Below are 18,528 nucleotides of genomic sequence, written 5' to 3' on the forward strand. Positions count from 1 at the left end.
TTCCTCTTGAAAAGAACCATGATACTTTTTGTTCAAAGGCTCTTGCCTCATTCATTCTTTTGTACATTTCTCTATATATATCTTTTTTTTCTGACATTTTTTATCTCCTTTTCTATCGATTTTCTTTTACTTTTCTGTTTCTGTGATTATATTTCAGCTGGTTAGGACAGATAAGTCTTTCCAGTTCCATAAGATTCAGATATAAATTTTCGCTGTTTTCATAAGACTTGGTGTCAATCCAGTATCTTCCCTTAAACAGGCTGTAATTATTTATACGCAGATAAAGTCTTCTGTTGGCGAGTTCTTTTGTCATCATATATTTTAGATCCTGTATTTCATAAATATCTTCCTTCCGATATCCCCTGAGAACGAGCTTTTGATTGTCCAGCTCGATTTCCAGAGGCTTGACCCCTGCGATATAAATATTAAATAATTCATAGCATGAAGCCAGAATGATAAATGTGTATATATTTACATTAAAGTTTAAAAGATTTTTTATAACTGCATAAATCAGCAGAAAAATAATAAAAATCGAGGTAAGCGTAACAGTAATAAAATATTTTTTCTTATCATATTTATATGTCATTTTTCCTCCAGACAATTTTTATAGGTGGCTCAGGATTTCATCACAGGTTTTATCCATTCCCATTTTTGTGATAAAGGCTGTTCCCATTATGATAGGGATATCTGTTTTGATATCGCTGGGTCCGATTACTACCAAGACATCAGGATTTTCATCTTCAAGTTTCATTTCATATATATTTACACCTTTTACTTCACATTCCACGTTTTTATTTGCACAATAATTTTTTATTGTTTCCACCGCAAATTTCATTTTATTTTGTGAAGTTCCTGTTGCTACAAGTATCTTTTTCATAAATTCCTCCTAACAGTGTGATAAAATTAAATTTTTTCGATAAATTACTAAACGAGACAAAAGTATTTTGACAGAGTCAAGAATAAACACCTGTTTCATGACAAAATCCGGTTTTGCCAAAATACTGATTTTTCATTACTGATATGTTCTGCCGCCATCCATTAATATGATCTGACCATGGATATATGTAGATTTCTCACTCGCGAGAAAACAGGCAAGATTGCCGATATCCTCAGGATATCCGATTCTTCTTATAGGAATCTGCTCAATTAATTCCTGCTTTGATTTTTCATCAGGATAAAGCTGATCCAGAATATGAGATGCAATTACTCTTGGAGCAATAGCATTTACATTTATTCCTGCTTTTCCGTATTCTTTTGCCAAAGCTCTCATAAGTCCGTGCTGTCCTGATTTTGATGCTGTGTAGTGAACACCGCCGCCACCGCCTGTAAAAGCTGATCCTGAACTGATAAAGATAATACTTTTTCTGTCTTCTTCTTTTTTATCAAGCATAGAGTCGATAAATGCCTTTATAGTGTAGAAAGAGCCTGACAGGTTAATATCAATTACTTTTTTCCACTCTTCATCAGAAACTTCTTTAAATGAATGTTTAAAGCTGATACCTGCATTTACAACCAAAACATCGGTATTCCCAAGTTCCCTGCTTATTTGTTCCTGAGCCCGGGCAAGAGAATCAGGGTTAGTAACATCACTGTTTATATACAGACCATTTACACCGTGAGCTTTTATTTCAGAAAGCGTTTTTTCTCCTTCAGTATCATTAAGGTCTAAAATAGCAACATTTGCTCCCTCTTTTGCCATACAGAGAGCGATTCCTTTTCCTATTCCGTTGGCACCGCCTGTTATTACGCAGACTTTATCTTTTAATAACATTTGTCCTCCTACAATATACTTTTTTCTATTTATAAAATAATTATTTTCAAATTTTAGTTTTTTTACCTGTGTCAGGGGAATAAATATGTAATTTACTCTTCCCTTTATAAAATCTGCATTACCTTTTTTACAAAAGGAAGAAAAGAAAAGATTATTCAGAACGGGACATAAGTATAACCCTGACTGACAGATATTGGTTAATCCGGCAAAATTCCGGAATTTCTTTTATACTTCTTTGGATAAAAGATTTTTTAAAACAGGAAACCGGAGTATTTTCTGAATTTTTACCGGTAAAATCCCGGTTCCTGTTTTTGGATCTGCAATATATTCAGCTTTGTTACTTGTTTAAAATTTCTATGATTTTATCAAGATCTTTATCTACGCCTATTCCTGTCAAAAAAGATACTGCTACAATAACAGGAATATCATTTTTACTTGTGTAAGCAGTAGTAGTAACGATTAAGTCGACTTTATCAGTCTTATAAGGCAGTTCAGATACTTTACACTGCTGGATATCTACATCTACACCTCTTTCCTTAAGTAAATTACTCATCTTGTTAACAACAACTGTCGATGTGGCGATTCCTGTTCCACATGCCACCATAATTCTCTTTTTGCCCATATTTCTTCCTCCTTAAATATTATTATTCTGTATCATTTTCATATTGTTTCTTAATATCATTTCTTGTCCAGTACCACATTCCCACATAAGCAACGAGAGCAACAATACCGGCTATAAACATAGGTGTATTTTTGTAATCAATAAGTTTCAGGATAATCCACAAAGTAATGTGACAGCTCATATCAATACCTGAAATCATAGTAGCTCCGGCCGGGAATTCAAATCCTACTGCGTGTCCCATTTGAGTAGTAAGCGGTCCGAGGTTCGTAGCCATGAAAAACACCATACATACAGTAATTATAGAGTTTATAAGTCCTCTGAAAATATCACCTCTAGAAGCAGCAACAGCCCAGATAACAGTAAACGGCAGCACAGCCAGATCGGCAAACGGAAGCATTCTGTTATACGGCAGAATAACTGCAAGTAATATAGTAATAGGAACCATAAGCAATGCTACAGTCATGTTAGCAGGGTTACCAATAACTACCGCTGCATCCAGTCCTATATAAACATCTTTTCCGGGAAATCTTTTTGCGATAAAATCTTTAGCACCTTCTGAAATAGGAGTCAGACCTTCCATAAGAAGTGCAACCATTTTCGGCATTAGCACCATTACTGCTCCCATTTGTATACCAAGTGACAGAGTATCAGAAACATTGTATCTTCCCAGAATTCCCAAAAGAATTCCCAGAACAATACCCATAATCAGAGGTTCACCGAATATACCGATTTTTTCTTTTAGTTTTTCACCATCTAGTTTTACTTTATTAATTCCTGGTATTTTATCTTCTACTTTATTCAAAGCATACATAATCGGTGCGAAGTTGACGGTTTCTCCGTGCGGGAGTGAAATTCCCGGAAGTCCGAAATGTTTTTCCACAGCAGGAGCTGTCCAGTCCGCCAGTTTGAATATAATAGTAGCATTTATAAGAGTAAGAACAATAGCAAGAATTAAACTGTTTGTCGCATAGTATACCATTGCACCGGGGAAAATCAAGTGCCAGTAGTTCCATAAATCCACGTCCATAGTTTTAGTAACATTAAAATATAAAAGTATCATGTTAAGTATAAATATAATCGGGATCAATAATGCGGCAATAGGAGTAGCAAATGTAATTGCAGCACCTATAGGCCATCCCACGTCAATAATGTCAAAGTGAAGTCCGAGAGATGTAACTAATGCCTCGGCAGCTTTACCAAGTGAAGTCATCAAAAGACCAATAACAAGATTTACTCCCACAAACCCGACTCCTACAGTTACTCCTGCTCTGAATGACTTTGCCAGTCCTTGTCCCAGAATTAATCCGAAAATGGTAAGAATGATAGGAAGCATTGTGGCAGGACCAAGTCCCAGAATAAAATCGACGAAACTTTTAATAATTTCCATATTTTTCTCCTTTTACAATTTATTTTTGGCCATAAACGTTTTTAAACAATTCATTGGCTCTTATTATCTCTTCCTCGGGAAGCTCTTCGGGCTTTCCTATTGTTCTGGTCAGATAGTAAACTTTTGCGGAATCTTCAAGCATAACAGCCGCAGTAAGTGCATGTGCCACATTTTCACCATATGTGAAAACACCGTGGCTTTCCAGTAAAACTGCTTTCTGATTGCCGATTTTCTCGATTATATTTTCTCCAAGTTCATCTGACCCTACGGGAGCATATTTTGAAAGGAGTACTTTTCCACCGACTTCATTTGCCATAGTCGTGGAAATAACAGGTATTTCTTCTTTTAATACTGCAAAACAGCTGGCGAACGTAGAGTGAGTATGTATAATTCCGTTTATTTCCTTTTTTGCCCTGTATATTTGCAGGTGGGTTTTTAAGTCTGAGCTGGGTTTTCTTTTACCTTCTATTATATTTCCGTCAAGGTCTGTAACTGTAATGTCATCGGGAGTGAGAGTATCGTATTCCATACCGCTTGGAGTCATAACAATATATCCTGTTTCAATATCACGTCCGCTTACATTTCCGCCGGTAAGTGTGATCAGTTTATATTCCTTTAGTTTTCTTCCTGCATCGATAACCTCATTTTTTAATTTTTCCAGCATAAATCCTCCTTAATTTATTCTGCTGTGCCTTCAGCAGCAGCTTCTCTATCCAGACGAGTTTCTTTTATAATTCTTCTTCTGTTATAAACAGCCATTCCAAGAGCTATTACTGTAAGAATGGCAACTCCTACGAAAGGAACGCTCATAAGTCTTGTAAACAGCCAGCTTAATGGGTTAGCCCCGTCACAGATACTTGAAATCATTGTTGCACCCGGAGGCATAGTAAAGTTAGCATCTATAGCCATTTGAGTGTGAAGCGGAGCAAGGTTAGTGGCAATAAGAAGTCCTACAGCCATATTTATAAATCCTATTATAAATGTTCTAAAAACGTTTCCTTTAGTGATAGGCATAAGCATAACCAGTGAAAAAGGAATAACAGCCAGATCGGCAAAAGGAAGCACTCTGTTTCCAGGCAATATCGCAGCAAGTATAATAGTAATAGGCACTAATACAAGTGATACAGAAAGAGTAGTAGGGTGACCTATTCCTACGGCAGAGTCAAGACCGATATATATTTTTCCTCTGTTTTTAAATCTTTTACTTACGAATTCCTGAGCTGAATCAGATATAGGGATTAATCCTTCCATAAGCATGGCAGCCATTTTTGGTATTAATACAAGTACACCTCCGAGAGTAATACCCAGAACAAGAATTCCTTTCAGGTTATATCCTGCGGCAATACCAATTACCAGACCTATAACAGTACCAATAATAAGCGGTTCACCGAAAACTCCGAATCTTCTCTGTAAAGTATCAGTATCCAGTTCTATTTTGTTTATTCCGGGAATAACGTCCAGAATTTTATTTATTACTAAGGCTCCCGGAACGAAAGCACCCGAAAATCCGTGCGGCAGTGAAACACCCGGAAGACCAAGATATTTTTCCAGTCCCGGTGCAGTAAGATCAGCTATAACCATTATAATTATCATATTAAGAACAGCAGCTATAATCCCGTACATAATACTTCCAGTAGCACCAGTTACCAAAGCACCCGTAAAAGCAAAGTGCCAGAAATCCCAGATATCTATATCCAGAGTCTGAGTAGTGTTAGTAAGAAGCATCACGATGTTTACAATAAGACCAATAGGAATAATGAGAGCTCCTACTCTTGAAGCAAATGCAATAGCAGCTGCAGCAGGCCATCCGACATCTATAACAGTAAGATTAAGACCAAGTCTTGTAACCATGTCCTGAGCAGCAGGACCAAGACTACCGCCTAACAGACCAATAACTAAATTCAAACCAATAAAACCTACACCAACTGTTAATCCAGCTCTTAAAGCTTTTCCGAATTTAGCACCCAGAATAAGCCCGAATATTGTGATAATAATGGGCATCATTACCTGAGGACCAAGATCAACGATATAGTTTAAAATTCCCATTTTTTAAACCTCCTAATTTTCATAATTTGAAAAGATATATAAAATGTTATAAATATTAAAGAACAACGCCATATTTTTTTCATATATTACCGGAATATATCCGGTAAAGATGATGAGTATAAATTCTTTTTACGCAGAATACTAATTTTCCAAATTTTTCTTTACTATTTCCACAAGATTGTCTTTATCAGAGGTAAGCATTTTATAAAATTCTTCTTTATTTCCAAAAAAACTTATTAACTTGGTAAGGACATCTATTTTGTCTTCTTTTTCGCCGAAAGCAATAACGCAGACCACTTCCACAGGTGTATCTTTACTATGGTCTTCAGCACATTTAAAATCAACCTTCTTTTTTAGTGTGGCTATGGATAATGTAGATTTCAGCACGTGTTCCACTTCTGTGTGCGGCATGGCGATACTATAGTCACCGAAATCCAGTCCTGTAGGATATGCAGCTTCTCTTTCCAAGAGACCGCCATAAAAGCTGGATTTTACATAGCCGTTTTTTTCAAGGTTATCTGATAAAAATTTTAATACATCATTAGAGTTTTCGTACTCAAGATTTGAAAAAATTAAGTTATTATCAATTATCATAGTTTTATATCTCCCTTTCTATGTATTTTTTTATTGTTTTAAGTATTTCCGACTGATTATTTTTTCTTTCTAATTCTGAAAAGAATTCATCATTTTCCGCAAGCATTACCAGATCATTCAGTGTTTCGGATATTTCCTCTTTTGAAAGACATGATAATCCAAATATATACATTAACTTTTTATTATCCGGAAAAGTGACAGGATAATTTAATTTCAGGAAAGAAACTCCGGTTCTAAAGACATCATTGTTATTTTCCGCATGAAGTATCATAAGTCTTTGATTTAGTACCATAAAGGTACCGCATTCATCTACCAGATCCTTCATACTCTGTATGTAGCTCTCCTCTATACAGCCATCTTCCAGTAAGATTTTCCCTATGATGTTTACTACATTTCTCCAGTTTGTCTCTTTTTCCTTAATGACAATATTTTCTTTTTTCAGATAGTCTAAAAGATTTTTATTTCTCCTTTCTATGATTTTTTCTTTTCTATTGTCATATATTTGGCCGCTGAATTTTTTTGTAAGAATATCCCCGATTTTTTCAAGGTCTTCACTCTTGAATTCTTTTTCTATAACCTCCAGTATTTCTGTTACTCCAATTGTTCTTTTTTTTCTTTTAAACCCTTTATTTTCAAGAAGAATTTTATCTTTTTCAGAAAGAATTACATTTACCTGAATAATTTCTTTTTCTACTTTTATACTTTCAGGTATTTTTACGGTACTTATTATAAAGTCAATGTTTTTCAAGTCGTAATCCTTGAGTCTGTAATAAGGAATCAGATCCACCACATTTATATCAAAGGTGTCAAACAGCTCCTGAGCCAGAAGACTGGAGCTGGCGTAGCCGCTTCCGCAGACAAAGAGGACATTGCTGAATTCATTTACTTTTTCTTTTATTCTGTCAATGGCAAGTTTGAAATGGACGGTAAATAGTGCTACTTCATCGTCTTTTATTTCATGCCCGATATATTTCTCCACATCGATAAGAGATTTTTTTACTGTGAAAAACAAATCCTGACAGTTTTCCAATATCTCCTCAAAGCCGATATTAGGGAGGTAGATATCATTTTTTATACGGTAGATTGTTGGTTTTATGTGGTTGAGGAGCCCTTCAAATAATAATTTGTCTTTTGAAATATCAACATTATTGTTTTTACTTACTTCACCAATAAGCTTTCTAACCAGAATTTCTACTTCAATCCAGTTTTCATAGAATGTATAACTGTAATTATAGGTGTGGCTGCCAAGAAAATATTCCGCCAGTTTCAGTATTTCTTCTTCATTAAAATGAACATCATACTTTTTCTCTAAAATATCTATGTTTTCTGTAAGAATTTTATATTCTTTTGTTCTGATTATGTATGTGTTATAAAAGTCGCTTTGTGTGATGATATTATTTTGTTTTACTCTGAGGATGGCTATGGAGAAATAGATGATAAGCAGTTCGAAGACTTCGTTGGAGGTGTTTTCAACAAGTTTGCTTTCGATTTCTTTTAAATAATTTTTCAAAAAATTTTGGTCAATTTGTTTTATATAATTATTTAAAATGTCTTTTATCCGGTAATCTATGAATAAGTTCATTTTATTTGAGGAATTCTCAAAATTAAACAGCTTGTCCATAAATATTTTTATCATTTCTTTCCTTACTGCTATTTCGGAAGAATCTATATAAAAGCCTTTTGTGTTGTTATACCTGAAACTGAGATCTTTGGTTTTCAGAAAATCCTTTAATTTTTTTACATCGCTTTTTATTGTCAGTTCGCTTACCTGAAACAAAGATGCCAGATTTATGATATTTAGTTTGCTGGTAGTATTAAAGAGTATGTAAATATAAATATACTCTACTCTTTCTGTGTCCAGATATTTATAATCTCTGGATTCGATCTTTTTCAAAAAATTACTTAAAGAAAATTTTTCCCGCTGATATAAAATTCCTTTTGAATTCTTGTCTATAACAGGGAAATTATATTTTTTCAGATAATAATTCAGATTCTCAATACTGTACCTTATAGTACGGAGACTCACTCCGAATTCTTCGGCAAGATATTCCATGTCTATATTATCTGAATCGGTAAGTATGTTCAAAATTTCAATTTCCCTCTTAGTAAGAGCCATATTCTTTCACCTCCCTCGTAAGTCTCTTCATTAGTGAAGTGGCTCGGCTATATTCTGACAAATTCCGCTGCCGGATTTTCCGTCTGCTGCTTTATCATCAGCTGATACACGCCTGCTGTTTTTCAATTTTCTGCTTTACAGAATGGAAAAAATAAAGAAGCATTTAGCAGAATACAGTCAGGTCACTTCACTAGAAATGTACCACGAAAGGAAAAATAGGCAAGGCTAATTATTTTCATCATTTTATGAAAAATATTATACTTTATTATTAAAAGTACTAATTATAGGCATTTTGAAAGTTTTAAAAAAAATTGATTTAAATTATTTTTTGCTCTTTTAATGATTATTTTAAACGAGTGGTGGGAATATCACTTTTATTGGCTTCAAAATTTTAAAATTTTTAATAAAAAAAATTAGTAAAGCAGGTAAAACAAAATAATTACTATGAATAAACCCTTTAAAATCAAGAATTAAAAATTATCGGACGAAAACTATACAGTTATAAAATTTTGCAGAATTCTTGACCAAAAGAAAAAACATACTATAATAGAATTGAGCAAAAAAGAGTAATTTCGATCAAAATCAGGCAAAAAGGAGGGATATATAAAATGAAAGAAAAGAGGATAGACAGAATATTGCAAATGGTGAAGCTAAACAGTGCAGTGGGTACAGGAGAGCTTGCCAAAACTCTGGATGTGGCTGAAAGCACCGTAAGACGGGATCTGAACCAGCTGGAAAAAATGGGATTGTTAAAAAAAGTTCACGGAGGGGCTGTAAAGCTGGAAAATCAGGTAATATTCGAGATGTCATACTCAGAAAGAGAAGAACTGAACTTAAAGCTGAAAGAACAGGCAGCCAAAAAAGCAGCAAGTTATATAAATGACAATGATACGATTTTTATAGGTCCGGGAACTACCACAGAGATGGTAATGAAGTATATAAAAACCAAAAATAATACAATTATCACCAATTCATTAAGTGCTTTTTCAAAATATTCATCGCTTCCGTATAAACTGATAATTGCTCCCGGATATCTGAGGACAGAAACCAGTGCAGTAATAGGAACCTTTACTAATAATTTTCTAAAAAAAATAAATGTGGATATAGCCTTTTCCGGGGCGAACTGTATTAATGACAGCCAGCTCATGTCTTCAAACGAAGAAGAAGGAACAGCACAGGAAATAATATTAAATAATGCCAAAAAAAGATATCTGCTGGTAGACAGCACAAAATTCGAGACAAAATCATTTTTTACATTCTATTCCGCGGAAAATCTTGATGCAATAATAACAGATAATGAAATAAGCAGTAAAATTAAAAATAAATATAAAAAGTTTTGTAAAGTTTTATAAATTAAAGGAGATGATTTTATGCTGATGGAAAATGAGAGAAAACTCATTGTAGAATATGGGAAACTCTTAGTAACAAAAGGACTTACCACAGGAACAGGAGGAAATATCAGTATCTTTGACAAGGAGAAAAAATATTTCGCAATAAGTCCCAGCGGAATAGATTATTTTGAGACAACACCTGAAGATGTGGTAATTATGGATCTGGACGGAAAAGTGGTGGAAGGTATAAGAAAACCTTCGAGTGAATGGATGATGCATATGATTTTTTATAAAAAAAGAGATGATGTAGAAGCTGTAGTTCATACTCACTCGAGATTTGCTTCGACTATTTCATGTATGCGCTGGGAAATTCCTGCACTTCATTATTATGTAGCATTTGCAGGAAAAACAATCCCTTGTGCAAAATATGCTTCATACGGGACACAGGAACTTGCTGATAATGCTTTTGACGGAATGGGAGAAGGAAAAGCAGCACTTCTGGCTAATCACGGACTTATAACAATCGGACGCAGTGTAAAAGAAGCTTTTCTTGTGGCAGAAATGAGCGAGGAAATGGCAGAGTACTATTACAGAACAAAATCAATAGGCGAACCTGTGCTTCTTGATGAAGAAGAGATGGAAAGTATGCTTGTAAGATTCAAATCTTACGGACAGTAGAGGAGGAAAATTATGAAAATAGCGTATTTTTACGGACCGGAAGATGTAAGAATAGAAGAAACAGCTATTCCTGAACCGGGTTATGGTGAAGTAGTAATAAAAAATAAAGTAGCATTAACATGCGGAACAGATTTGAAAACTTATCTGAGAGGGCATCCGCTCTGGATTCCGCCGGCAGTTTTCGGTCACGAAGCTTCAGGAGTAGTATATAAAGTGGGTGAAGGAGTAGAAAAATTCAAGGTGGGGGACAGAGTTGTGGCACATAATTCTGCACCTTGTCATGAATGCATCTACTGTAAAACACATCAGTATTCTATGTGCGAAAATAATCTTTTTAATTCAGGTGCTTTTGCAGAATATCAAAAAATTCCAGAAAGAATAGTAAGACAAAATATGTTTAAGCTTCCGGATACACTTGATTTTAAAAGTGCAGCTCTCACAGAACCTTTCTCATGTGCAGTTTACGGAGTGGATGAGTCAAATATAAAGCAGGGAGATTATGTGGTCATAAACGGAGTAGGGCCGATAGGACTTATGTTTGTAAGGCTTGTCTATCTGAAAGGTGCACATATAATAGTAACAGATGCAAGTAATAAAAGACTGGAACTGGCAAAAAAATTAGGTGCAAAAGATATTATAAATATAAATGAAGTTTCTGATGTGGTAAAAGCTGTAAAAGATTGTACGCCGCAAAGCAGGGGTGTCGATGTGGCAATAGAAGCAACAGGGCTTCCGAGAGTCTGGGAAAGTACAATTCTAATGGCAAGAAAAGGCGGTTTGGTAAACTTATTCGGCGGAACAAAGAAAGGAGAGGCTTTTACTATAGATTGTCAGCTTTTCCACTATTCACAGCTTACAATAAAGGGTGTTTTTCATACAACTCCTTATCATGTGGAAAGAGCTTTCAGACTGATCTGTGAAGGAGTAATAAGTGCAGATGACTTTGTAAATAATGAATATGATATAGATCATCTCGTAGATGCCCTTGAATCACACAGAACAGGAAATGTAATAAAAAATGCAATTATCTTTGAATAGATAAAAATAAATAAATTAAAACTGTATTGAACAGAATAATATTATACAAAAGTGTTTATTGTCTTTTGAGTAAATATTTTTGAAAATTGGAATTTTTTATTCTAAATTATTCTGTTTTAATACAGTTTTTTATTGTGTCGAGGTATTGAAAAGTATATGTTTTTAAATTATTATTGTATATTTATGAAATAATAATTTTTAAAATCTGAAAACTTTTTTTTATTTATTATCTGTTCTAATAAAAGCGACACAAATTAATATAAAAAATAAAATTGACATAATGCGAATATTTTAGTAACATGGAAGTACATAAAATATAAATTTTTGATGGAGGAAATATGAAAAGATATTTATTAGCTATTTTGTTAATTTTAGGGTTGGTAATCTCTTGCGGTGGTTCAAAAGATATTACATTACCTAATAAAAATGTAAAAGTAGAAGGAAATGTTCTTACATTTAAAGGAAAGCCTTTTTCTGGGAACATAAAAATGAATCTTGCTGACAAGATGGACGGTTACTCTGGAGCAATAAGCTTCAAAGAAGGACACCTTGACGGATTAACAGACCTTAAAAATGACAAGCAAAATCAACAAATGAAATTTACAGTAACAGAAGGAAAATTTGACGGGGAACTTATTATGAAAGATCCAAGCCAAAGAATTGATATCACACTTGATATTAAAAACGGTGCAATTGTAAAGTACTTGGGAGACATCCAAGGAGTATACAAGTATGATCTTAACTTTGTAGATAATCTTGCAAACGGAACAATGGAAGTACAAGGACAGAAGCTAGAATTCAAAGATGGTATAGCAAAAGGGCCGCAAGGTCAGGAAGTAAAATTATCTTTGGATCCAGCAAGCGGAGATATGGAAATGGAAGCATCAGTTAACGGAAGAGTAGCTGGAAAACAGACTATTCCTAATGTTTTAACTCCACAATACTTAGAATCATTCTTGTTTCAAGCTATTGCAACAACAAACAGATAATAATGATCTGAAATACAGTCAGGCAGTATACAGACAATAACAGTCAGTATACTGTCTTTTTATATAAAAAATTAAAATAATATTGACATGAGTAAAAGACAGATGTATAGTGTAGATAGCAGAATATAAAATTTGAATGGAGGAAAAAATGAAAAAATTTTTATTAGCAGTTATTTTTGTTTTGGGATTTACAATTTCTTTTGGAAGCACTAGTATAACTCTTCCTAATGAGAAAGTAAGTGTAGTAAATGAAATACTGGTGTATAACGGAAGTCCGTTTACCGGGAATATCATAATGAATGAGTCAGACAAAGCAGACGGATATTCCGGATCAATAAGTTTTAAAAACGGACATTTGGACGGGCTGACAGATCTTAGAAATGACGGGAAAAAACAGCAAATGAAATTTACTGTGGTAAATGCTAAATTCGACGGAGAGCTTATAATGAAAGACCCAGAGCAGAGTATTAATATTATGCTTGATATTAAAAAGGGAGCTATTATAAAATATTTTGGAAATATTCAGGAAGAATTTAAGTATAATCTTAATTTTATAAATAATCTTGCAAATGGAACAATGGAAGTATCGGGACAAAAACTGGAATTCAAAAATGGTATAGCAAAAGGACCGCAGGGTCAGGAAGTAAGATTATCTTTGAATCCGGCAACAGGGGATATGGAAATGGCGGCGTATGTTAACGGAAAAATAGCGGGAAGCCAAACAATTCCTAATGTTTTAACACCACAGTATTTAGAATCATTTTTATTTCTGGCGATCACTGCCACTAATAATTAAATAAAAAAAATTAATATAAGAAAAAATATAGATCAGGACGGTCTGTATTTTTTTTACTTTTTATACTTGAAGTAGTTATCCTTTTTTTATAAAATATAAAGAGAAACTATATACACAGGTAAGAAAATATTATAAAAATCGGAAGGAAGTGGACAGTAATGATAAAAAGAATGCCTACAAACTGCGGTGATAATACATGCCCGTCATGTACAGCCGCCGGAGACTTTATTTTTCTGGCACATCATGCAGGAGGAGGAAACGAAAAAGACGTAGCAAGTCAGATGAAAGCCGCACTGGAAAAAGTGAAGAAAACTCTTGAATCTGTGGGTGCTGAGATGAATGATATGGTTCAGTTAAACCTTTATTTACGAAATTTAGAAGATTTTGAGAAGGCCAGAAAAGTATTTAATGAATATTTTGATGAAGGGAATTTTCCTACAAGAATGACAACAACTACAGATTTTATAGATGCTCACTGCTTGTGTATGGTAGACGGTACAGCTTATAAACCAGGGGTTGGAAATAAATAAACTGATAAGAGAAACCCTGTAATTAATTTGACTTAATTTTATTTTTAAGATATGATATATTAAATATAAAACAGGAGGTTAAAAATTATGGCAAAACTTGTAGTGAAAAGAGAAAAGAGTTTTCTTAGTTCTGCAAGAAAATTTAAGGTAATTGTAGATGAAGAAATAGTAGGCTATGTTCACAGCGGCGAGGAAGCGGGATTTGATGTTGCAGAGGGAGAACATACAGTTCAGGCTGGTATAAGCATGATAAACGGGATCAGTAAAAAAATAAAAGTAAATATTGGTCAGAATGATACAAGAGTGGTAGTAAAACCAAATCCTGTTATGTGGGTAATTTTAATTCTCGCGGTGATTATAGGTGCGAATCTTGGAATAGGTCTTTCAAGAGGTTATTTTTCTCTGCCGCTGCTTATTATACTTATAGTTTTAATGGGGTTAAGTACAGTTTTTGCAGTTAGTATAAAACAGGAAAATTAAAAATAAATAAAACAGGGGTTAACGATGAGCAAATTAACAGTAATTAGAGAAAAGCTTCTTATGAATGGAGGTAATTATCAGATAATTTTAGATGGAAAAGTCATAGGGGAAATTGGCAGTAATGAGGCAAAAACATATGAAATACCTGAGGGAGGACATATTGTTCAGGTGGGGAGAAACAGATCATTTGCAAATGAAATGAGCAAAGAACTGAGAATAAACGCCAATCAGAATGATATAATTATAAAAGTGAGACTAAATTCACTCAGATGGATATTTGTGTTTTTATATATTATGATTGCTATAATAAGATTTTGTTTTGATTTTACCGTATTTAATTTTCTTTTTCCATTTTATATACTTTTCTTCTTATTCTTATCATTTAAATTAGGGATACAGGCTCCGACAATAGAGCAATTAAAATGATAATAATTTAATCAAAAAAACAGAACTGCTACTAATTTATAGCATGTTCTGTTTTTTTATAAGAGATTTACTATTCCGCAGTATCAGAAAAGACAAGAATAAATCCGTCAGGATCTGTTATGGCAAATTCATCGGCACCATAAAAAGTCTTGTGCATTTCATGTGAAACATTTATGTGAGAACGGATTTTATCATAAAATTCCTGAATATTAGTAATTTTTATGTAAAAAGTAAGTGCGCCTCCGGAATGCTGTGAACTCAGCTCCGGATATTCCTGTTTTATACTTTCTTCTTTTTGAAACATTACAAAAAAACCGTCTTTTTCTATCATTCCCCAGTCAGGTTCCCCGTTCTCAGGCACAGTCTGTATAAGTGAAAAGCCAAGAATATTACAATAAAATTCAATACTTTTATTTACATTTTTTACCATTAAATTTGGTGAAAATGATGTTATTTTCATGTATTTACCTCCAAAAAAACTTATATATTACAAATAATACCATAACGGGAATAAAAATAATTGTAAAAAAACGAACTATTTCCAATTTTTGGGAGAAGAGCCTGTATATTTTATAAAATCTTTTATCATATGTGAAGAATCGTAATAACCGTTATTTACAGCAATCTCTGTAAGATTTTTATCAGAGAGGGAAATTTCTTTTTTTGTCTTTAGAAATCTATTGATATTAATAAATTCCTTCATATTAATGCCAATCTCTCTCTTAAATTTTATTTCCAGATATCTTTGTGAAATTTCTGTAATTTTGTATACTTCATTAACAGAAGGATTTTCGGAATTATATATATTTTGAAGAGCAAGAGCTACATCAAAATCTGTGTCATTGCCGTGAAAAGTCAGAATATCAGAAAAAACACCTTCAAAGAATTCAATAATATCATTGTATTTTTCCAGTAAAAAAATATTTCGGAATTTTTTATGGTAAGATTCAGGAATTACCATACTCAGGTCGATAATATCATTTTTTATATTATGAAATCCAAAATTCAGGAAATGATTAAGACCAAGCGGTTTGAACCGGACACCAAAAAGTCTGCTGTTTTTCTCCATAAAATGACTTTTAAAATTGGTCATCATACCAGTAATTATAATATCATTATTATTAATAATGCTTTTGGAACTGCCGCTCGAACGAAAGCAGCTGCCGAAATTAAAAATAATATCCATTGAACAATCAGGAAGAACGTGTGATTCACTGCATATTGACAAATTATCTATAAACCAGTAAGTATCAATAATATATCTAAAATTTTTCCCCGGGGGAAATTCTCTGTAATTCATATTTTTCCTTTCCTCAAAGAATTTCTATAAAGCCCAGATTTTTGAATTCAGTATAACAGGCATTTTTTCATACCATCCTCTTTTTTCACCGGATTTTTCCAGAATAAGAAAAGGAACTATTGTATTGGAATAATTATTAAAATAATCTTTCGGAGCAGCATTCATAAGACTTCCTGCCCATATATACGATTCTTTTGCGCCGGATATGGACTCAGGAACATCCAAAATATGATTTCCGGCAGCAGCTTTACTTTCCAGAGCTTTTAATTTTTTTGAAAAAGTTTTTTCTTCAGGAGTCTCTGTAGTCCCTTTTATGATTCTCTGAAGCTTTTCATCTATAGTTTTATAGTAGTTAATGTCAAGTCTTTTGGTATTATCAGCAGTATAGAAAAAAGCTGAGGGAACAGAAAGGCTGTCATTCAGATAACGTTCATTGGCAGTTACCATTAGAGCAAGGGAAAGCCGTCCTGCCATGATTTTTTCCTGATATTTTTCCTTTATATTTTTACCGAAAATTTTCATCAGAATAAATCCTAATATTGCAACCCCGAAGGAAATAAAGGCTGCTTTATATAACGAGGCAGAGTTTTCTGTTGTCACAGCATTCCAGAGAAGAAAACACCCGAAAAAGAAGCCGAAGATCATAAGCAGGATAGAGACAATTCCCACAGGTGTTTTATTAAAACCGGAATGATTCTTCAATTCAGATTTCCAGCTGTTATTTTTATCCATATTCAGTATTTTTTTGTAATATTTCTCTGTAAACAATTGATTTTTCATTATATCTCCTTCCGATATTTAAAAATAAACTGTTTCAAAATGAACATATACCGGCGGCAAAGGCGGGTATATTCCGACACATATCAGTATTGGAAAATTTTCATTTTGAAACAGTTAAAAAATTATATATTACATGCTGTCCAGCATTGATTTTGCATCTTTATCCCCATTTGCAGAGGCTTGTTTTAAATACTTTACTGCAAGGTCTTTCTTTCCCTGATCATAATATAAAACTCCGAGATGATAAAGGGCATCGTTATTTTTGGCTTTGTCCAGTGATAATAAAAGATATTTTTCTGAATTTTCCTTATCGCCAAGCTGTCCGTAAATAATCCCCAGATCAAGGGCTGCATTGTAATAACCGCCGTCAACTGCACTTTTTAGATATTTAACAGCCATATCTTTATTTTGCTGTTCGTAATAAAGCAGTCCGAGATTATTCATCGCTTTTTGGGAAACATCATTATTTCCTGAAGAAAGCTCTATAGTTTTTAGATAATATTTTTCAGCTTCGACTTTGTTATTTCCCTTGTCATATGAAAGTGCCAGATTATAATAAAGCTCGGGATTTTTAGAATTTTGAGCCAGATTTTCAAGATATTTCTGAGCCTGTTCATACTTCCCCTCAGACTGATAAAGCATTGCGATATTATAAACTGCATTTTTCTCACCGAGATTAAGTGCTTCGTTATAATATTGTTCTGCGAGCTTGGAATTTTTCATCTGTTCATAGAGGCTTCCAATGAGATTTGCCGTTTTTCCTGTCTTATTTTTTTCATAAAGCTGAAGGAAATATTTCTGCGCATCATTATATTTTCTCTGCGTCATATATAAAAGTCCGAGATTATACATAGCATCAGTATCACCTGCTTTTTCCACAGCCTGCTTGTAGTATTTTTCCGCATTTTGATAATTTCCTGAAATATCATTCAAAAGTCCTAGTTTATAAAGTATTTTCGGATCATAATTCCTGTTATAGGTTTTTTCGTAATATTTAAGCGAATCATTTATTTTGTTTTGCTTTTCATATAAAATAGCCAGATTGTACAGTGCATTTATATTACTGTTAGTCACATCAGCAGCTTTTTTATAATAATACTCCGCAGAGTCAAAATTTCCTGCATCATCATAAAGAAGCCCCAGATTATACGCGGCATCAATGTCTCCTTTATCAGCAGCCATTTTAAAATATTTTATTGCATCATCTTTTTTGTTTCTGCTGTTATAAAGGACTGCAAGATTATACATAGCATCTATATTATTATCTTTAGTAATAGACAAAAGATAATATCTCTCAGAAAGATCTTTTTTATTGAGTTTTGAATAGACATAGCCAAGTTTATACGCAGCTTTGGAAAGGCCTGCATCATAGGCCATCTTAAAATATTTTTCGGCTTCTGTATAATTGTTTTTATCTTCATATAAGATACCCAGATTATACATAGCATCAACATCACTTTTTAATTTCAGCGAAGCTTTATAATATTGCTCAGCCTGATCAAGCTGGCCGCTCTTTTGATATTTCAGGGCAGTATTAAACAGCTCTTCTGCCGATTCCTCGGAAAAAGAAACTGAAAAAGCCAGAAATAAAGCAATAAGAACTTTTGCTGCAAAAAAATTCGGATATTTTTTATTTTTCATAGA

At 33.5% G+C, this 18,528-nt stretch carries 21 protein-coding genes; 8 read left to right on the top strand and 13 right to left on the bottom strand.

Annotated features, from left to right (window positions below; translation table 11 throughout):
* Positions 1 to 112: 112 nt before the first annotated feature.
* The 9 genes from NK213_RS13045 to NK213_RS13085 all read right to left on the bottom strand — a co-directional run bounded on the left by NK213_RS13045 (position 113) and on the right by NK213_RS13085 (position 8,536).
* On the bottom strand, positions 113 to 586 hold the full coding sequence (locus NK213_RS13045; RefSeq protein WP_253349855.1) for a hypothetical protein: 474 nt from the start codon (positions 584 to 586) through the stop codon (positions 113 to 115).
* A gap of 18 nt (positions 587 to 604) precedes the next feature.
* Positions 605 to 877: a hypothetical protein gene (locus tag NK213_RS13050; protein ID WP_253349857.1), complete on the bottom strand. Its 273-nt coding sequence runs from the start codon at positions 875 to 877 to the stop codon at positions 605 to 607.
* 135 nt (positions 878 to 1,012) lie between these two features.
* Complete coding sequence (locus tag NK213_RS13055) at positions 1,013 to 1,771, bottom strand: SDR family NAD(P)-dependent oxidoreductase (protein ID WP_253349859.1); 759 nt, start codon at positions 1,769 to 1,771, stop codon at positions 1,013 to 1,015.
* Positions 1,772 to 2,108: 337 nt separating this feature from the next.
* Positions 2,109 to 2,393 carry a PTS sugar transporter subunit IIB gene (locus tag NK213_RS13060; RefSeq protein ID WP_253349861.1) on the bottom strand — a complete coding sequence of 95 codons (285 nt, stop codon included), beginning with the start codon at positions 2,391 to 2,393 and terminating at the stop codon, positions 2,109 to 2,111.
* A 22-nt stretch (positions 2,394 to 2,415) separates the two neighbouring features.
* Complete coding sequence (locus NK213_RS13065) at positions 2,416 to 3,780, bottom strand: PTS galactitol transporter subunit IIC (RefSeq protein WP_253349863.1); 1,365 nt, start codon at positions 3,778 to 3,780, stop codon at positions 2,416 to 2,418.
* A gap of 19 nt (positions 3,781 to 3,799) precedes the next feature.
* On the bottom strand, positions 3,800 to 4,444 hold the full coding sequence (locus NK213_RS13070) for an L-ribulose-5-phosphate 4-epimerase (protein WP_253349865.1): 645 nt from the start codon (positions 4,442 to 4,444) through the stop codon (positions 3,800 to 3,802).
* 14 nt (positions 4,445 to 4,458) lie between these two features.
* A complete protein-coding gene (locus tag NK213_RS13075; protein WP_253349867.1) occupies positions 4,459 to 5,826 on the bottom strand; it encodes a PTS galactitol transporter subunit IIC in 1,368 nt (455 codons plus the stop codon).
* Positions 5,827 to 5,967: 141 nt separating this feature from the next.
* A complete protein-coding gene (locus NK213_RS13080) occupies positions 5,968 to 6,420 on the bottom strand; it encodes a PTS sugar transporter subunit IIA (protein ID WP_253349869.1) in 453 nt (150 codons plus the stop codon).
* A 4-nt stretch (positions 6,421 to 6,424) separates the two neighbouring features.
* The gene (locus NK213_RS13085; RefSeq protein ID WP_253349871.1) at positions 6,425 to 8,536 is read right to left on the bottom strand and encodes a PRD domain-containing protein; all 2,112 of its coding nucleotides are present in this window, start codon (positions 8,534 to 8,536) and stop codon (positions 6,425 to 6,427) included.
* 608 nt (positions 8,537 to 9,144) lie between these two features.
* On the opposite strand from NK213_RS13085, the gene NK213_RS13090 reads away from it, so the two are divergent.
* The 8 genes from NK213_RS13090 to NK213_RS13125 all read left to right on the top strand — a co-directional run bounded on the left by NK213_RS13090 (position 9,145) and on the right by NK213_RS13125 (position 14,804).
* Positions 9,145 to 9,888 carry a DeoR/GlpR family DNA-binding transcription regulator gene (locus tag NK213_RS13090; RefSeq protein ID WP_253349873.1) on the top strand — a complete coding sequence of 248 codons (744 nt, stop codon included), beginning with the start codon at positions 9,145 to 9,147 and terminating at the stop codon, positions 9,886 to 9,888.
* An 18-nt stretch (positions 9,889 to 9,906) separates the two neighbouring features.
* Positions 9,907 to 10,545, top strand: coding sequence for an L-fuculose-phosphate aldolase (locus NK213_RS13095; protein ID WP_253349875.1), 639 nt, complete (start codon positions 9,907 to 9,909; stop codon positions 10,543 to 10,545).
* A 12-nt stretch (positions 10,546 to 10,557) separates the two neighbouring features.
* A complete protein-coding gene (locus NK213_RS13100) occupies positions 10,558 to 11,583 on the top strand; it encodes a zinc-binding dehydrogenase (RefSeq protein ID WP_253349876.1) in 1,026 nt (341 codons plus the stop codon).
* A 338-nt stretch (positions 11,584 to 11,921) separates the two neighbouring features.
* Positions 11,922 to 12,572, top strand: a complete 651-nt coding sequence (locus NK213_RS13105) for a hypothetical protein (protein ID WP_253349878.1) — start codon at positions 11,922 to 11,924, stop codon at positions 12,570 to 12,572.
* Between the two features lie 148 nt (positions 12,573 to 12,720).
* On the top strand, positions 12,721 to 13,368 hold the full coding sequence (locus NK213_RS13110; RefSeq protein ID WP_253349880.1) for a hypothetical protein: 648 nt from the start codon (positions 12,721 to 12,723) through the stop codon (positions 13,366 to 13,368).
* Positions 13,369 to 13,526: 158 nt separating this feature from the next.
* Complete coding sequence (locus tag NK213_RS13115) at positions 13,527 to 13,898, top strand: RidA family protein (RefSeq protein ID WP_253349882.1); 372 nt, start codon at positions 13,527 to 13,529, stop codon at positions 13,896 to 13,898.
* Positions 13,899 to 13,985: 87 nt separating this feature from the next.
* Positions 13,986 to 14,378: a hypothetical protein gene (locus NK213_RS13120; RefSeq protein WP_253349884.1), complete on the top strand. Its 393-nt coding sequence runs from the start codon at positions 13,986 to 13,988 to the stop codon at positions 14,376 to 14,378.
* 24 nt (positions 14,379 to 14,402) lie between these two features.
* Complete coding sequence (locus tag NK213_RS13125) at positions 14,403 to 14,804, top strand: hypothetical protein (RefSeq protein ID WP_253349886.1); 402 nt, start codon at positions 14,403 to 14,405, stop codon at positions 14,802 to 14,804.
* A gap of 70 nt (positions 14,805 to 14,874) precedes the next feature.
* On the opposite strand, the gene NK213_RS13130 is transcribed toward NK213_RS13125, so the two are convergent.
* The 4 genes from NK213_RS13130 to NK213_RS13145 form a co-directional block, all read right to left on the bottom strand.
* On the bottom strand, positions 14,875 to 15,264 hold the full coding sequence (locus NK213_RS13130; protein WP_253349888.1) for a glyoxalase/bleomycin resistance/extradiol dioxygenase family protein: 390 nt from the start codon (positions 15,262 to 15,264) through the stop codon (positions 14,875 to 14,877).
* Between the two features lie 75 nt (positions 15,265 to 15,339).
* Positions 15,340 to 16,104 (bottom strand): DUF6597 domain-containing transcriptional factor, encoded by a 765-nt coding sequence (locus tag NK213_RS13135; protein WP_253349890.1) that lies wholly within the window; start codon positions 16,102 to 16,104, stop codon positions 15,340 to 15,342.
* A 24-nt stretch (positions 16,105 to 16,128) separates the two neighbouring features.
* Entirely contained in the window at positions 16,129 to 16,884 is a 756-nt protein-coding gene (locus tag NK213_RS13140) for a hypothetical protein (protein WP_253349892.1), read from the bottom strand.
* Positions 16,885 to 17,013: 129 nt separating this feature from the next.
* Positions 17,014 to 18,525 (bottom strand): lipopolysaccharide assembly protein LapB, encoded by a 1,512-nt coding sequence (locus NK213_RS13145; protein ID WP_253349894.1) that lies wholly within the window; start codon positions 18,523 to 18,525, stop codon positions 17,014 to 17,016.
* Positions 18,526 to 18,528 lie beyond the last annotated feature (3 nt).

Source organism: Sebaldella sp. S0638 (genome assembly GCF_024158605.1).
Taxonomy (GTDB): Bacteria; Fusobacteriota; Fusobacteriia; order Fusobacteriales; family Leptotrichiaceae; genus Sebaldella.

Bases quoted from the DNA above. Each gene is read 5' to 3' on its own strand.
- NK213_RS13045 (WP_253349855.1), bottom strand. From the start codon at position 586: ATGACATATAAATATGATAAGAAAAAATATTTTATTACTGTTACGCTT.
- NK213_RS13050 (WP_253349857.1), bottom strand. From the start codon at position 877: ATGAAAAAGATACTTGTAGCAACAGGAACTTCACAAAATAAAATGAAA.
- NK213_RS13055 (WP_253349859.1), bottom strand. From the start codon at position 1,771: ATGTTATTAAAAGATAAAGTCTGCGTAATAACAGGCGGTGCCAACGGA.
- NK213_RS13060 (WP_253349861.1), bottom strand. From the start codon at position 2,393: ATGGGCAAAAAGAGAATTATGGTGGCATGTGGAACAGGAATCGCCACA.
- NK213_RS13065 (WP_253349863.1), bottom strand. From the start codon at position 3,780: ATGGAAATTATTAAAAGTTTCGTCGATTTTATTCTGGGACTTGGTCCT.
- NK213_RS13070 (WP_253349865.1), bottom strand. From the start codon at position 4,444: ATGCTGGAAAAATTAAAAAATGAGGTTATCGATGCAGGAAGAAAACTA.
- NK213_RS13075 (WP_253349867.1), bottom strand. From the start codon at position 5,826: ATGGGAATTTTAAACTATATCGTTGATCTTGGTCCTCAGGTAATGATG.
- NK213_RS13080 (WP_253349869.1), bottom strand. From the start codon at position 6,420: ATGATAATTGATAATAACTTAATTTTTTCAAATCTTGAGTACGAAAAC.
- NK213_RS13085 (WP_253349871.1), bottom strand. From the start codon at position 8,536: ATGGCTCTTACTAAGAGGGAAATTGAAATTTTGAACATACTTACCGAT.
- NK213_RS13090 (WP_253349873.1), top strand. From the start codon at position 9,145: ATGAAAGAAAAGAGGATAGACAGAATATTGCAAATGGTGAAGCTAAAC.
- NK213_RS13095 (WP_253349875.1), top strand. From the start codon at position 9,907: ATGCTGATGGAAAATGAGAGAAAACTCATTGTAGAATATGGGAAACTC.
- NK213_RS13100 (WP_253349876.1), top strand. From the start codon at position 10,558: ATGAAAATAGCGTATTTTTACGGACCGGAAGATGTAAGAATAGAAGAA.
- NK213_RS13105 (WP_253349878.1), top strand. From the start codon at position 11,922: ATGAAAAGATATTTATTAGCTATTTTGTTAATTTTAGGGTTGGTAATC.
- NK213_RS13110 (WP_253349880.1), top strand. From the start codon at position 12,721: ATGAAAAAATTTTTATTAGCAGTTATTTTTGTTTTGGGATTTACAATT.
- NK213_RS13115 (WP_253349882.1), top strand. From the start codon at position 13,527: ATGATAAAAAGAATGCCTACAAACTGCGGTGATAATACATGCCCGTCA.
- NK213_RS13120 (WP_253349884.1), top strand. From the start codon at position 13,986: ATGGCAAAACTTGTAGTGAAAAGAGAAAAGAGTTTTCTTAGTTCTGCA.
- NK213_RS13125 (WP_253349886.1), top strand. From the start codon at position 14,403: ATGAGCAAATTAACAGTAATTAGAGAAAAGCTTCTTATGAATGGAGGT.
- NK213_RS13130 (WP_253349888.1), bottom strand. From the start codon at position 15,264: ATGAAAATAACATCATTTTCACCAAATTTAATGGTAAAAAATGTAAAT.
- NK213_RS13135 (WP_253349890.1), bottom strand. From the start codon at position 16,104: ATGAATTACAGAGAATTTCCCCCGGGGAAAAATTTTAGATATATTATT.
- NK213_RS13140 (WP_253349892.1), bottom strand. From the start codon at position 16,884: ATGAAAAATCAATTGTTTACAGAGAAATATTACAAAAAAATACTGAAT.
- NK213_RS13145 (WP_253349894.1), bottom strand. From the start codon at position 18,525: ATGAAAAATAAAAAATATCCGAATTTTTTTGCAGCAAAAGTTCTTATT.